General features: G+C 64.0%; 9 protein-coding genes. 5 read left to right on the top strand and 4 right to left on the bottom strand.

The genetic code is table 11. From position 1 onward, the window contains the following. Positions 1-159 precede the first annotated feature (159 nt). Positions 160-1,776, top strand: a complete 1,617-nt coding sequence (gene cimA, locus K1X74_19515) for a citramalate synthase (protein ID MBX7168535.1) — start codon at positions 160-162, stop codon at positions 1,774-1,776. A gap of 94 nt (positions 1,777-1,870) precedes the next feature. Here the strand turns inward: cimA and K1X74_19510 are convergent, their stop codons facing one another. After that, positions 1,871-2,131, bottom strand: coding sequence for a DUF1232 domain-containing protein (locus tag K1X74_19510; protein ID MBX7168534.1), 261 nt, complete (start codon positions 2,129-2,131; stop codon positions 1,871-1,873). A gap of 185 nt (positions 2,132-2,316) precedes the next feature. On the opposite strand from K1X74_19510, the gene K1X74_19505 reads away from it, so the two are divergent. The 3 genes from K1X74_19505 to K1X74_19495 all read left to right on the top strand — a co-directional run bounded on the left by K1X74_19505 (position 2,317) and on the right by K1X74_19495 (position 8,715). Then, a complete protein-coding gene (locus tag K1X74_19505; protein MBX7168533.1) occupies positions 2,317-5,397 on the top strand; it encodes a valine--tRNA ligase in 3,081 nt (1,026 codons plus the stop codon). Positions 5,398-5,857: 460 nt separating this feature from the next. Then, positions 5,858-8,122: a toll/interleukin-1 receptor domain-containing protein gene (locus tag K1X74_19500; protein MBX7168532.1), complete on the top strand. Its 2,265-nt coding sequence runs from the start codon at positions 5,858-5,860 to the stop codon at positions 8,120-8,122. A 185-nt stretch (positions 8,123-8,307) separates the two neighbouring features. Then, complete coding sequence (locus K1X74_19495; protein ID MBX7168531.1) at positions 8,308-8,715, top strand: bifunctional nuclease family protein; 408 nt, start codon at positions 8,308-8,310, stop codon at positions 8,713-8,715. Positions 8,716-8,837: 122 nt separating this feature from the next. Here K1X74_19495 and K1X74_19490 read toward each other — a convergent pair whose 3' ends face one another. Genes K1X74_19490 through K1X74_19480 form a run of 3 tightly spaced genes read right to left on the bottom strand, consistent with a single transcriptional unit; the run spans position 8,838 to position 13,139 of the window. Then, positions 8,838-10,619, bottom strand: a complete 1,782-nt coding sequence (locus K1X74_19490) for an aspartate kinase (GenBank protein ID MBX7168530.1) — start codon at positions 10,617-10,619, stop codon at positions 8,838-8,840. A 6-nt stretch (positions 10,620-10,625) separates the two neighbouring features. Further along, the gene (locus tag K1X74_19485) at positions 10,626-11,834 is read right to left on the bottom strand and encodes a cofactor-independent phosphoglycerate mutase (GenBank protein MBX7168529.1); all 1,209 of its coding nucleotides are present in this window, start codon (positions 11,832-11,834) and stop codon (positions 10,626-10,628) included. A 9-nt stretch (positions 11,835-11,843) separates the two neighbouring features. Beyond that, entirely contained in the window at positions 11,844-13,139 is a 1,296-nt protein-coding gene (locus tag K1X74_19480) for a homoserine dehydrogenase (protein MBX7168528.1), read from the bottom strand. Between the two features lie 270 nt (positions 13,140-13,409). On the opposite strand from K1X74_19480, the gene K1X74_19475 reads away from it, so the two are divergent. Continuing rightward, positions 13,410-14,468: a M42 family metallopeptidase gene (locus K1X74_19475; GenBank protein ID MBX7168527.1), complete on the top strand. Its 1,059-nt coding sequence runs from the start codon at positions 13,410-13,412 to the stop codon at positions 14,466-14,468. The last annotated feature ends 252 nt before the right edge of the window (positions 14,469-14,720 follow it).

The following is a 14,720-nucleotide window of genomic DNA, read 5'->3' as shown; positions in this document are numbered from 1 at the left end:
CGAGCGAGCGAATTACCGGCGTGCTGCCGATTACCGGCGCGGCGATTGTCGCCGCGTAAAGGCTTTGGGGAGTTCTGGCGCAACCGATCGATAGCCACCCGCACCCCGAGGCCACGAGTTGAGCCTCGGGGTTTTTTTGTTGGCGAAGGACGCAAACCGATGCGACGCGTGCAAATCTACGACACGACCCTCCGCGACGGCAGCCAGGGCGAGGGGATCAACTTCTCGCTGCACGACAAACTGCTGTTCACTCAGCGGCTCGACGATTTGGGCTTCGACTATGTCGAAGGCGGCTACCCGCTGTCGAACGAAAAAGACGAGCAGTATTTCCGCCGCGTCCAAGAGCTGGACTTGAAGCACGTCAAGATCTGCGCCTTCGGCATGACGCGGCGCAAGGGCGTCTCCGCGGCCAACGACCCGGGCATGATCGCCCTGCTCGATTCGGGCGCCAAGGTGATCACGCTCGTCGGCAAGACCTGGGACTTTCACGTGACCGAGGTCTTGCGCGTCTCGCTCGAGGAAAATCTCGAGATGATCGCCGACAGCGTCCGGCTGATGCGGGCCGAGGGGCGCGAAGTGATCTACGACGCCGAGCACTTCTTCGACGGCTGGCGGGCCAACCCCGACTATGCCCGGCAAACCCTGCAGGCTGCGGCCGAGGCCGGCGCCCAACTGCTCGTGCTTTGCGACACCAACGGCGGCAGCATGCCCGAGCAGATCGTCGAACGGCTCTCGGCGGCGCGGGCCGCCACGCCGGTGCCCGTCGGCATTCATTGCCACAACGATTGCGAGCTGGCCGTGGCCAATTCGTTGGCCGCGGTCGATGCCGGCGCCGTGCAGGTGCAGGGCACGATCAACGGCTTCGGCGAGCGGTGCGGCAACGCCGATCTGATCACGGTCGTGGCCAACCTGGCGCTCAAGAAGCAGGGCTACGAGGTGCTCTCCGGCGGCGGTGTCGAGCACCTGACCGGGTTGTCGCGGTTTGTGTACGAGCTGGTGAACATGAACTATCGCGGCAACCAGCCGTTCGTGGGCGCCAGCGCCTTTGCCCACAAGGGTGGCATGCACGTGCATGCCGTCAATCGCGTGGCCAGCACCTACGAGCACATCCCGCCCGAACGCGTGGGCAACGAGCGGCGCGTGCTGGTGAGCGAGCTGTCGGGCCGGTCGAACATCATCGCCCTGACCACGAAATACAACATCCAGAGCGACCCGAAGCTGATGGAGGAGATCCTCCGCCAGGTCGTGGCCCTGGAAAACGCCGGTTACCAGTTCGAGGCGGCCGACGGATCGTTCGACTTGCTGGTGCGGCGCTGCGTGGGCACCTACCAGCGCTGGTTCGAGCGACTCAACTACCATGTCTCGGTCGAGACCGACAGCACGGGCCAGGTGACGACCGAGGCCACGGTCAAACTACGCGTCGGCGAAGAAGTGCGCCACGAGGTGGCCGAAGGCGACGGGCCGGTGAACGCGCTGGACAATGCCCTGCGCAAGGCCCTCGCGGCCACGTTCCCGCAATTGGCCGATATGCACCTGGTCGACTACCGGGTACGGGTGATCAACAGCGAGGCGGCCACAGCCGCGGGCGTCCGGGTGCAGATCGAAAGCCGCGACGCCCACGACGTCTGGGGCACCGTCGGCGTGAGCGAAAACATCATCGAAGCGAGCTGGATGGCGCTGGTCGACAGCATCGAGTACAAGCTGTTCAAAGACGAGTCGAAGCCGGCTTCCAGCAAGACCGCGGATGTTCCTGCTGCAGACCTGGTCTCGCGATGAACGTCGATCCAGAACATCGTTCGCCGTTTCAACGAACGCTCAAGCGCCATGTGGCCGCGGGACCGATTGGGTCAACCGACCGCTCGGTGAGACATTACGTTACATCTGCGCCAAACAGCGCCTCGGCCTTCGCCGCGGCTTGTTCCCGGATCGCTGGGCTGATGTAGGCGTTCAGCGCCAGGATAGTCGCCAGCAGGGCGGCCACGTCGTCGGTGTAGCCCACGCCTGCCAGGACGTCGGGCAGCAGGTCCAAAGGCAGGATCAAGTAGGCGAGCGCCGCCCCGGCCTGCAGCTTCGCCGAAAGCGGAGTTTCCGGGCTCCGGGCGGTATAGTAAAGTTCCAACGCGGGCCGCACGGCCGATGTTCCGGCCCTCCGAAAGGCCCGGTTGAGCGCCGGCCAAAAGTCGCGTTCGACGAACTCAGCCACGGGTTGTGGTCTCTCTAAGCGATAGGTCTGCGTCCCCCCCACTCGATCTATTGTTCGCAGCCCACCCTTACAGTCCAGCCGCATCGCCAGCAGCCAGTAGCAAAAAGACGCCCATGTCCTCCCCCACCCAAGAGCTACCGAAGCAGTACGACCCAGGGCCCGTCCAGCGACGCTGGATTCGGGTCTGGGAGGACCGCGGCTACGGCCACGCCGAGCCCGATCTGGCCGGCGATCCGCAGCGCAGCCGGGCATTTTGCGTGGTGATCCCCCCGCCGAACGTGACCGGGGCCCTGCACCTGGGTCATGCGCTGAACAACACGCTGCAAGACATCCTGGTCCGCCGGCGGCGGATGCAGGGCTACCACGCCCTGTGGATGCCAGGCACCGACCATGCCGGCATCGCCACGCAGGCGGTCGTCGAACGGCGGCTGCTGACCGAGGAGAACAAGACCCGGCACGACCTGGGGCGCGAGGCCCTCGTCGCGCGGATCTGGAAATGGAAACACGACTACGAGGCCCGGATTCTCGAGCAGCTCAAGCAGATGGGCTGTAGCTGCGACTGGGAACGCACGCGGTTCACGCTCGACGAGACGTGTGCCCGGGCCGTGCGGCACACGTTTTTTCGCATGTTCAGTCGGCGCTTGATCTACCGCGGCCAGCGGATGGTCAACTGGGACACCTTCCTGCAGACGGCCGTCAGCGACGACGAGGTGTTTCACGAGACGGTCAAGGGACACTTCTGGCAGTTGCGCTATCCGGTGGTCGACCCGCAGCCGGGCGAGCCGACGCACGTGACCATCGCCACGACGCGCCCCGAGACGATGCTGGGCGACACGGCCGTGGCGGTGCATCCCGACCCGGCGGGGGCCCTCGACCAGGCCGAGGCCGAGCTGCGCGAGAAGCATGCCGCCGCGCCGGCCAAGCAGCAGCCCGAAATCGAGCGCGAAATCGAGGCCCTGCGCCAGCGCCGCACGGAGATGCTGCCGCTGCTGGTGCGGCTGCGCGACATGGCGCGCGCCGGTCGCAAGGTGCGGTTGCCGCTGATGAACCGCGAGATTCCGCTCGTGGCCGACGTCTGGGCCAAGCCCGAGCTGGGCACCGGTGCGGTCAAGATCACCCCGGCGCACGATCCGAACGACTACGAAGTCGGTCTGCGCCAGAAGCTGCCGATGCTCAACATCCTCACGCTCGACGGGCGGATGAACGATCGCTGCGGGGCGTACTCCGGCCTGACGATCAAGCAGGCCCGGGAAAAGGTGGTCGCCGATCTCCAGGCCCAGGGGCTGTTGGGCGACGTCGAGGATCGCGAGATCGACCTGGCGCATTCCGACCGTTCGAAGACGCCGATCGAGCCGCTGCTGACCGACCAGTGGTTCGTGAAGATGGAACAGTTGGCGCAAAGCGCAATGGACGCCGTGAGCGACGGGCGCGTGCAGATCACGCCGGCGCGGTACGCCAAGGGGTACCTCGACTGGCTGAGCGAAAAGCGCGACTGGCCCGTCAGCCGGCAGTTGTGGTGGGGCCACCGGATCCCGATCTGGTATGCCCCCGCGGCGACCGAGGCCGATCTCCAACGGGCCTTCGCTGGGCGCGACGACGTGAGCTGGTACTACGACGCCGACTATGGCCACTGGCTGATCTGCTCGCGCGACGACGACCTGGCCGAAGACGCGATTCCCGGCCAGCAGATCAAGCAAGACCCCGACGTGCTCGACACTTGGTTCAGCTCGGCCCTGTGGCCGCACTCGACGTTGGGCTGGCCCGAGTCGACGCCCGAGCTGGCCTATTTCTACCCGACGAGCGTGCTGGTCACGAGCCGCGACATCATCACGCTGTGGGTCGCGCGGATGGTACTCACCGGCCTGTTGAACGTGGGCGACGTGCCGTTCCGGCGGGTCTACATCCACCCGAAGATTCTCGACGGGTATGGCGAGACGATGTCGAAATCGAAGGGCAACGGCGTCGACCCGCTCGACGTCATCGAAAAGTTCGGCGCCGACGCGCTGCGCTTCGGGCTGGCCTATCTGGCCACCGAGACGCAGGACGTGCGGATGCCGGTCGAGTTCGAGTGCCCCCATTGCCAGGCCGGGATCGAGCAGACGAAGAAAACCCGGGTGCTCGCGCGGGTCGAATGTCCCAAGTGCGGCCGGCCGTTTTCGACGCAATGGGCCACGAAGCCCGAAGACGTCGACCTGCCGCGCGCGGCGGTGATCAGCGAGCGGTTCGAGCTGGCCAGGAATTTCTGCAACAAGCTCTGGAACGCCTCGCGGTTCGCGCTGTTGAATCTCGAAGGTTACGCGGCGGCCGAGGTGCGCGACGCCGAATTGGCCGTCGAGGACCGCTGGATTCTCAGCCGGCTGGCGACGGTCACGCAGCGCGTCGACGAGGCGATCGAGCAGTTCCGTTTTGCCGACGCGGCCCGCGAGCTGTACGACTTCGCCTGGGACGAGTTCTGCAGCTATTACGTCGAGATGATCAAGGCCCGGCTGCAGGCCCCGGCGAGTCGTGCGGTGGCGCAGCGCGTGCTGGCCCACACGCTCGATACGCTGCTCCGGCTGCTGCACCCGTTGGTGCCGTTCATCACCGAGGAAATCTGGTCGCTGCTGGGCGAGGCGGCGCCGCGGCGCGGCTTGTCGGCCAGCGCCGAACCGGCGGCCGCGTCAATCATGGTCGCCCCTTGGCCCGCGGCCGACCTGCGCCGGCGGGACGAGGCAATCGAGGTCCAGTTTGCACGCTTCACCCAGGCGCTCACCGGCCTGCGCGACGTACGGGCCCGGCAGAACATCGCGCCGAAGAAGCCGATCGAGTTCGTCGCCCGGACCGACGCGGCGACGACGGCGCTGCTCGAACCGATGGCGGCCTACTTCGCGGCGTTGGCCGGGGCCACGGCCCGCGCCTGGGGCCCCGACGCGACGATTCCCTCGCCCAGCGCGCATTTCGCGATCGCCGGGGGCGAGATCCACGTCGACCTGGCCGAGTTCATCGACATCCCGGCCGAGATTGCCCGCAACGAAAAAGAGCTGGAAAAGCTCCAGGGGCTGCTGGCCAACAAGGAAAAGAAACTGTCCAACGAAGCGTTCGTGAGCCGCGCGCCGGCCGAGGTCGTGGCCCAGGAACGGGCTTCGCTCGAAGAGACCCGGCAGCGCATCGCGGCGATGCAGGCCACGCTGGCCGATCTCCGCCGGCGGGCGTGACGTACCGCGGTCTTGCACGCGACATGCCGACGATGCACGACTTGCCTTCAGCCAGAGTTGCGAATCTCTCGCCAATCTAGTCGGCGAGTTACGCCCCATGCTTGGGTAGAGCGAGAATCACTGGCCTCTGAGCCCATCGGCGTGGGGTGTTGATGGCTGGCAGTCTGGGAGCTATAGCCAGCCTTTTTGGGGCACGAATTCAATCGCACTAAAGCTCATGGAACAGAGCTTGCACGTCAAGGTATCCCCAAAATCGGGGCGCCGCGTGCATTTGAGGCATTGGAGGCAGAGGTAATGATGGGAAACGGCTGGTCCCTAATAGTGTCCATGCCAGCAGGGCCAATGACGGTCGGCCACTTGAAGCGTGCTAATTACAGCAGTCTAATACTGCGCACATCCCACCTATTTACATTCCCCGCCACGCTCGCTTCGATCCCACCTGTTTACCATGGAGTTGCCGATGCGACATCTCTTCATGGCCCATGCCAGCGAGGACTTTGGGTTGGTTCGGACGATCGCGGACGAACTTGAGCGGAAGGGGATTCGATGCTGGTACTATGAACGCGACGCCATCGAGGGCCGCTCGTACCTCCCGCAGATTCGCGATGCGATTCGTGATAGTGTTGCCATGGTTGTCATTGTTTCAAAGGATTCTTTGCTGTCTCATGACGTCACCAAGGAAATCGAAATCGGCTACCGGTCAAGGAAGCAGCAAATCCCTGTTGCGGTTCAGGTGGAGTACGACCAAGTTGCCTCAAGTGCGCCTATGTGGGATACGGCTTTTGGAACGACTGTCTATATTCGTAACGAACAAGATTCTACAACCTTGGTCGACAAGTTGGTTGCTGCACTTTCCGGCCAAGCACGTGCGGATGCAAGGCTGTCGCCGCCTGTCTCCCGGGCCTTGACGCCGAAACCGCGTCGTCGGCCACTCTCGCTAGGCTCAACCCCCCCGTGGGCTTCGGATGGCACGCAGGTGGACGTGTCGCTCTTTGATGACATGGTCTTTCGCACGCCCTCTGTCGACCAATACCTAGTGTCGGATCAACTGCTATTCGTCAGTGGCGCTAAAGGAATTGGGAAGACGCTTCTCTTGCGATACAAGCGACATCGCTTGACTGAATTGCATCTTCGTCCAGGAGTTCAGGGGGCCCACGCGGATGTGTTGTTCATTCCTTCCGATCGTCCTTACGTGGACATGATGAATGATCTTCCATCGACGACAAAAAACTACATTGAATTTTTCTCGTCGGTGCGGGATAGCAAGCGTCTTTGGGCCTTTTCTATTCGGTTTTCAATTATTTCGCACAAACGGTCGGCTGCAGCCGAATTGCTGCGACACTTGCCATCTGATTTTCCTTCAGCACTAAGAATCTGGTTGGAGTCGAAATCGGTTGAGCCATCCGTGGTGTTCAAGCAGCTCGTTATTATGCCAGTCACTCGGGTAAATAAGATATTAGATGTTCTTGAGGGGCCTCTGGATTTTGTGCTTCGCAATATCAATTGCGGGGTATTTGTGTTTATCGACAAGGTTGATCAGGGGGTTTCGGCATTGCCGCGCGAAGCTTGGTCAGCAGTACAGGGTGGGCTTCTGGAGGCTGCTTGGGACTGTAGTAGCACCAATGCTCATGTGAAGGTGTTTGGTACGATTCGGGCAGAGGCGTTTGCGAATTATAGTTCGCCGATCAAGGCGAATATTGCGGGTGCGGTGCTTTCCTTGCGGTATTCGTCGGAGGATCTTCGGAGTCTGATTGATGCGTTGGCAGGGGTCTATGAGGGAGTTGGGTTTGAGTCCTTTGTCGATCGAAAGACTGTTCAGAACACTCGTGCGGGGATTGTCGAGAATAGCTTTAGCTACTTGCTCCGTCATACGGTGGGGCGGCCGCGCGATCTCGTGCGGTTGTGCTCTGCTCTTTCGGAGGAGGGTGCGCACGTTACGGAAGGGAGGTATCGTGCGGTTGTGAACGATACGGCAGCGTCACAAGTTGTTGAGACGTTGTTCACGGAGATGTCGCCGTTTCTGGACTGTCTGCGAGAGGGCCGCGATCGAGCTCGGTTCTTTCGGATGCTGCCCTATAACGTATTGACGCGGCAAGAAATGGTGCAGATTGTCGCTGAATTTGGCGGCACACCAGTCAGTGGCTTGGGTGAAGTGGAGTTGGTTGGCGATAATCCGTTCATGGAGTTGTGGTATTGTGGTCTGATTGGAACGGTCGATGAAGATGCGGTGCAGGGTGTGCAGGTGCAAAGATTTAAGCAACCGGACGAATCTTTTCATTTTGGAGTTCGGTCGTTGCCGGTGTCGCCATACTATTTGCTGCATCCTTCCCTGCAGTCAAATGTGAAATATATGCGTGCGGCCGATGGTTATAGGGTGTTCAAGTATGTTGTGGTTGGAAATGGGTATCCGTGGTGTCGTTACAGTCCGTTGCTGGTGAATCTGCAGCGCGAGCTGTTTGGGGTCAGGTTGGTTGAGCCGGAATTGTGTGACGCGATCGAGGCGGCGTTGCCCTGCATTCACGCAGCTTGGACTGAGGATCGCGACATTGTGGAGCACATGTCCGACGCTGAGTGGAAACAGTTTGGTCAGTTAGTTGCCAGTGATGCTGTATCAAAACATGACTCGCTCGTCATGGCGCTAAAAGACGTCTGGGCGAATTGGGGCGAGGATGGGAAGGTGAAGGTGACTACGTATGGACTGCATCGTCTCCGAACTCAACGGTGAACTCCGGGCCAGTGCGGGAGGGAGTGCAATTTGTGCTCCGGACGCTGGGCGAAGTCCGCTTCGGCGTGACCAGATCCGGCAGTAAGTTGCTGCCAGTCGGCAGTTCTAGCGGCTAGGTGGCCGACGCCTATAATCGAGGGTGGCGTCCGCCGCTTGCCTGCCCTTGCTGCCCGAGGACTGGGTCTATGCCCGTGCAAATGGAACTTTCGCGGATCATCATCAGCGAGATCAACAACGAGCAGATGATCTTCCTGAAAGAGGTCGACGGGGACCGCACGTTCCCGATCTTGATCGGCATTTTCGAGGCCACGAGCATCGACCGCCGCGTCAAAGGGCAAAGCTCGCCGCGGCCGCTGACGCACGACCTGCTCGTCAACGTGGCCGACCAGCTCGGGGCCGAGTTTCAGGACGTGATCATCAGCGAGTTGAAGCAGCAGACTTATTTTGCCCGGCTACGGCTGCGGCACGACGGCGAGTTGATTGAAGTCGACGCACGGCCGAGCGATGCGATCGCCGTGGCCGTGAGTTGCAAGCCACACCTGCCGATCTACGTCAACGAAGAAGTGCTCAACGACGTGTTGGGCAACTCGTAGCTGCCGGGTGACTCGCGTAGCGCCAGGGTGGGTCGGCGCAGGCCCGGCAGCCATCGGCCCGTTCTAGACCGAGATCGCGCGTCGCGACGTCGGCGTCGGTGACCCTGGGCCGCGGCGAACCGCTAGTGCTGCACGTCGGCAAACTCGCGCTGCAGACAGGCGAGCGCCGCGGCGCCGTTGTTCCCCTCGACGACCACGTTGACCTGCACCTCGCTGGTGCCGATCAGGTCGATGTTGATCCCCGCGTTGGCCAACGCGGTGAACATCCGGATGGCGACGCCCACGTGGCTCCGCATCCCAATGCCCGAGACGGCCAGCTTGGCCACGCTCGGGCAGGAAGTGATTTGGCCGCAGCCAAGCTGCTTGGCGACCTGGCGGGCCAGTTCGATACTTTTCGTAACGTCCTCGCGTGGGACCGTGAAGCTGATGCTGGCCAGCTCCTGGCCCGAGAAGCTTTGCACGATCAGGTCGACGAGAATTCCGCCGGCGGCCACGGCTTCGAACAACGCTGCAGCGATGCCCGGCCGATCGGGCACGCCGTGCACGGTGACGAGTCCTTGTGCGTCGTCCAGCGCGATGCCGTCGATGGTCAGGTCTTCCATGCCTTGCAGCCGGGTCAGGCGCGTGACGACGTCGGCCGCCGTGGCCTTGGCCCGGACAGCCGCGGCGGTTCGGGCACCGTCGGCGGGCGGCTCCTGCTCGAGATGAAACGCACGGTGCACGGCCCGTAGCGCTTCGAACGCCTGGTCGCGAGCCACGAGCGCGGAGATTTTGATCTCGCTCGTGGTGACCATCAGGATGTTCACGCCGGCATCCGCCAGGGCGCGAAACATTCGTTGGGCGACGCCGGTCTGCCGGGCCATGCCGAGGCCCACGGCCGAGACCTTGGCGACGTTCGAGTCGTGGCTGACGCCATGCGCGCCGATTTCGGCGGCAGCTTGCGCGACCGCTTCGAGCGTCGGCCGGAGTTCCTTTTCGACGACGGTGAACGAGATGTCGGCGCGGCCTTCGCCACCGACGTTCTGCACGATCATATCGACCGCGATGTTCTTGGCCGCGATCTTCGAGAAGATCGCCAGGCTCACGCCGGGGCGGTCGGGCACGCCGGTGATCGTGATCCGGTCTTCGTCACGCACCAGGGCCGCACCGCTCACCGGCCGGTCCACCGATTCGGGCTCGGCGACGATCATCGTACCCGGCCGGTCGCTGAAGCTGCTGCGCACGTGGATCGGGGTGCTGAACTTCTTGCCGAACTCGATCGACCGGCTGTGCATGACGCCCGCGCCCAGGCTCGCCAACTCGAGCATCTCGTCGTAGCTCACCTGGTGCATCATTCGGGCTTCGGGCAGGATCCGCGGGTCGGTCGAATAGACGCCGTCGACGTCGGTGTAAATCTCGCAGGCGTCGGCCTCGAGCACCGCGGCCAAGGCGACGGCCGTCGTGTCGCTGCCGCCGCGGCCGAGCGTCGTGATATCGAAGTCTTCGTCGATGCCTTGAAAGCCGGCCGCGATGACGATGTTCCCCTCGTCCAGCAGTTTGCGCATGCGGTCGGTCGAGATCGACTTGATCCGGGCCTTGGTGTGCGTGCTGTCGGTGCGAATGCCGATCTGGGCGCCGGTCAAACTTACGGCCTTGTGGCCCAGGCTGTTGATGGCCATGGCCATCAGCGCCACGCTCACCTGCTCGCCGGTGGAGAGGAGCATGTCGAGCTCGCGCGCCGGCGGAGTTTCGGTGATCTGTCCTGCCAGGTCGAGCAGGTGATCCGTCTGGTCGCCCATGGCGCTGACGACCATCACGACCTGGTTGCCCTGCTGCGCCGCGCGGACGGCCTTGCGCGCCGCGGCCAAAATCTTGCCGGCGTCGGCCACGCTCGAACCGCCAAACTTCTGCACGATCAATCCCATCTCGCCTCACCTGTTTCCGTCGAGAAAATAACGCATCAATTGCCAGCCCTCGGCAAAGCTCCGCTCGGACCGGCCCGCCGACGGCTCGTCGTAGGTCGCAAGCGGATCGGCCGTGACGCCCGTTCCGCAAATCGCCCAGGGCACGTAGCCGTGACTGTGCGTCTTCGTGCGCAGGGGGGTGGGGTGGTCGGGGCTGACGAGAATGCGGTACTCCCCTTGGGCCGCCAGCGCTGCGTGCAAGGGGCCCACGATGTGGCGGTCGATTTCTTCCAGGGCTTTGACCTTGGCGGCCGCGTTGCCTTCGTGCGACGCCTCGTCCGTGGCCTCGACGTGGACGCAGATCAAATCGCACTTGGGCAATGCCTCGATGGCGTAGCGCCCCTTGGCGGCGTAGTCGGTGTCGAGGTAGCCCGTTGCGCCCGGCACTTCGATACGTTCCCAGCCCAAAAGCACTGCCAGCCCGCGCAGCAGGTCGACCGCCGTAATCATCGCGCCGCGGCGGCCGTAAAGATCGGCAAACGGCGCCAGCGCGGGCGCCCCGCCCTGCCCCCAGAGCCAGATGTTGGTCGCGGGCGGCTTGCCGGCGGCGATGCGGGCCCGGTTGACCGGGTGGTCGCGAAACAACTCGACGCTGTCGCTCATCAGCTTGTTCAGCAGGTCGCTGCCGGGCCCGCGTGGGTAGTCGTTGAGCACCGTCTTGTCGGTCAGGTCGTGCGGCGGCGTGGTACGCGTGTCGAGATGGAACGGAGCCGGCTCGCCGGCGCCGCGGTAGATCAGCAGATTGCGATAGCTAACGCCGGGTCGGAACTCGAACCGCGGGCCACCCAGTCGCTCTTGCGCCGTGGTTAACAGCTCGGTGGCCTCGGCCGTCGAGATGTGGCCAGCCGTGAAGCTCTTCATCACCTGGTTTTCGACGGTCACCAGGTTGCAGCGGATGGCCCAGTCGTCGCGGCCGAGGTCGATCCCCTGCGCGGCGGCTTCGAGCGGCGCGCGGCCCGTGTAATGCTTCATTGGGTCGTAGCCGAACAGGCTCAGCGTGGCCACGTCCGAGCCGGCCGGCAATGAGGCGGGCACGTTGTTCGATCGGCCGACGATGCCCGCGCGGGCCACGGCGTCCATGTTCGGCACCTGGGCCGCTTCGAGCGGGGTCTTGCCGCCGAGCGACGCTTGCGGTTCATCGGCACAGCCGTCGGGAATGACGATCGCGTACTTCATGGTCCTACCTCAAGAGCCGCGCACGCGCATCCGCACGCTGCGCGAGCGGACGCAAGGCAACTGATCGATCTCGGCCACGGCGTGCAGCGAGGCCCCTTCGGTCGTTTGATGCGTCATGATCACCAACGGCACCACGTCCTGACGCTGGGCCTCGTGCTGGATGACCGAGGCGATCGAAATGCCGTGCCGGCCGAGCACGCCGGTGATGTCGGCCATCACGCCGGGGCGATCGTCGACGTCGAACCGCAGGTAGAACCTGCCTGTCACCTTGGCGTGTTCGCGGGGGGCGACCCGGGCATCGCGGCGCGACCAGAGCTCGAGCGTGCGAAAAGTAATTGCCGTGCGGCCCACGACGGTGTCGATCAGATCGGCGACGACGGCCGAAGCAGTCGGCATCTGACCGGCGCCCCGGCCGTGGAAAAACACCGGCCCCACGGCGTCGCCGACCACGCGGATGGCGTTGTAGGCCTCGCGCACTTCGGCCAACGGGGTCCCCAGCTTGACCAGCGTCGGCGAGACGTGCAGCTCGAGGCTGTCGCCCACCAGTTGCGCCACGGCCAGCAGCTTGATGCGATAGCCCAATTCGCGGGCGTAGTGCATGTCGGACAGCTCGAGCGTGTCGATGCCGCGGCGCGAGATTTCGCGCCAATGGCTCCGCGCGCCGAATGCCAGGTGCGCAAGAATCGCCAGCTTTTGCGCGGCGTCGCTGCCGTCGACGTCCATCGTCGGGTCGGCCTCGGCATAGCCCAGCCGCTGCGCTTCGGCCACGGCGTCGCTGTAGCTCCACCCGCGCTCTTCCATCTGCGTCAGGATGTAGTTGCTCGTGCCGTTGAGGATCGCGTTCAGCGATTCGATTTGATTGGCGCTCAGGCAGGTGCTGATACTGGCGACGATCGGGATGCCGCCGGCCACGGACGCCTCGAACGCGATCGAGCGGCCCAACTCGCGGGCCCGATCGAACAACTCGGGCCCGTGCTCGGCCAGCAGGGCCTTGTTGGCCGTGACGACGTCCTTCCCGCTTTCCAACAGCGCGAGCATGATCGACCGGGCCGGTTCGAGACCGCCGACCAGGTGCGCGACTACCTTGATCTCGGGGTCGTCCGTCACGGCGCGAAGGTCGTCGGTCAGCACGCCGGCAGGCAATTCGTAGGTCCGCGGCTTGCTCAAGTCGTGGACCACGGCCTTTTCCAGCCACAGCGCACGTCCTGCGTGCCGGGCGACGCGGTCGCCGTGATCGATCAACAGCCGCGCGACGCCCGTACCCACCGTGCCCATGCCGACGATGGCGACCTTGGTTTTTTCCATCGGGGCAGCCGAGTTGCTCGCGCGAAATCGTGGGGCGTGGAAGAACGGCGCCAGACGCGGTCGGCGGGGCAAAAACACCAGGGCCGACCGGCGCCGCGAAGTGCCGAATTTGGCCATCGTAGGAGGCCCGCCCCGGGGGCGTCAACCGCCGCACCCCGCGGCCGCGCCCCGCCATGGCTGGGGCGTTTTCGGCTTGCACACTTCGCCCTGGCGACCTAGTTTGCGGCCAAATCTTTCCAGCTCTTACGATACCCAGACACAGCATTCACCATGGACCAGGCTGCCCGCGAGTTTCTCGAGACCTTGCTTGCCACGCCGAGCCCCTCGGGCTACGAGCGACCGATTCAGGATGTCGTCCGCAGGTATGTCGGGCAGTTCGCCGACCGGGTCACGACCGACCTGCACGGCAACGTGATCGCCGTCAAGAATCCCGACGCCCCGCTGCGGGTCATGCTCGCCGGCCACTGCGATCAGATCGGCCTGTTGGTCCAGTACATCGACGGCGAGGGATTTCTCTACGTGCAGCCCATCGGCGGCTGGGATCCGATGCAATTGATTGGGCAGCGGCTCACCGTTTGGACCGCCGCGGGACCGGTGCATGGCGTGATTGCCCGCAAGGCGATTCACCTGCTGACCGACGAAGAGCGGAAGGTGGTGCCCAAGCTCAAGGACCTGTGGCTCGATATCGGCGCCCGCGACAAGGCCGAGGCCGAAAAGCTGGTCCGGGTGGGCGATCCGATCACGCTGGAAATGTCGTTTCGCGAGCTGCGCAACGGCCTGGCGGTTTCGCCGGCGATGGACGACAAGACCGGCCTGTGGGTCGTCGTCGAGGCCTTGCGCCGCGCCGCGGCGCGTTCGCTGCCGTGCGCACTGTATGCCGTCTCGACGGTCCAGGAAGAAGTGGGGCTCCGCGGCGCCAAGACCAGCAGCTTTGGCATCGACCCGCAGGTCGGGATCGCCGTCGACGTGACGCATGCCACGGACTGTCCGACGATCGACAAGAAGCAAGAAGGCGACGTCGCACTAGGCAAAGGGCCCGTCGTCACCCGGGGGCCCAATATGAACCCGGTCGTGGTCGATCAACTGGTGGCCGCGGCCACGGCCGCCAATATCCCGATCCAGTTGCAGGCGTGCAGCCGGGCGACAGGGACCGACGCCAACGTGATGCAAGTAAACCGGGCCGGGATGGCCACGGGCCTGGTGAGCATCCCGAACCGCTACATGCACAGCGCGGTCGAAATGATCTCGCTGGACGACATCGATCGGGCGGCCGACCTGCTGGCCGAATTCGCCTGCCGGGTCGACCCAGCCGCATCGTTTGTGCCCTAGTCGAGGCGGTCTTCGGGGCCAGAAACGCGGGCTTCCTCCTGCCATATTGGCATTCTCGCTGTTTTTCCCGCGCGGAGCGCTCAGCGGTATCTCAGCGATTTCTAAGTCGCAAGTGCTTTGATGCGAGCCGGTTGTGCAGTGCCTTTCAGCCCTGGCACACCGGTTGCGTTCTGTGCGTGGCGACCAGGGTGTCGGGCTGCCAATCGGGCAGCCGATGCCTACGGTCCTGCCCGACTTGCAGAACTGCAATCG

It is taken from the genome of Pirellulales bacterium, from assembly GCA_019694435.1.
Lineage (GTDB): Bacteria > Planctomycetota > Planctomycetia > Pirellulales > JAEUIK01 > JAIBBZ01.
Note: the sequence above shows the minus strand (reverse complement) of the source record. Positions and strands in the feature narration are given on the sequence as shown.

Excerpts from the sequence above, each read along its gene's own strand:
- K1X74_19505 (MBX7168533.1), top strand. The coding sequence starts at position 2,317 with ATGTCCTCCCCCACCCAAGAGCTACCGAAGCAGTACGACCCAGGGCCC.
- K1X74_19480 (MBX7168528.1), bottom strand. The coding sequence starts at position 13,139 with ATGGAAAAAACCAAGGTCGCCATCGTCGGCATGGGCACGGTGGGTACG.
- K1X74_19485 (MBX7168529.1), bottom strand. The coding sequence starts at position 11,834 with ATGAAGTACGCGATCGTCATTCCCGACGGCTGTGCCGATGAACCGCAA.
- K1X74_19495 (MBX7168531.1), top strand. The coding sequence starts at position 8,308 with ATGCCCGTGCAAATGGAACTTTCGCGGATCATCATCAGCGAGATCAAC.
- K1X74_19475 (MBX7168527.1), top strand. The coding sequence starts at position 13,410 with ATGGACCAGGCTGCCCGCGAGTTTCTCGAGACCTTGCTTGCCACGCCG.
- K1X74_19490 (MBX7168530.1), bottom strand. The coding sequence starts at position 10,619 with ATGGGATTGATCGTGCAGAAGTTTGGCGGTTCGAGCGTGGCCGACGCC.
- K1X74_19500 (MBX7168532.1), top strand. The coding sequence starts at position 5,858 with ATGCGACATCTCTTCATGGCCCATGCCAGCGAGGACTTTGGGTTGGTT.
- cimA (MBX7168535.1), top strand. The coding sequence starts at position 160 with ATGCGACGCGTGCAAATCTACGACACGACCCTCCGCGACGGCAGCCAG.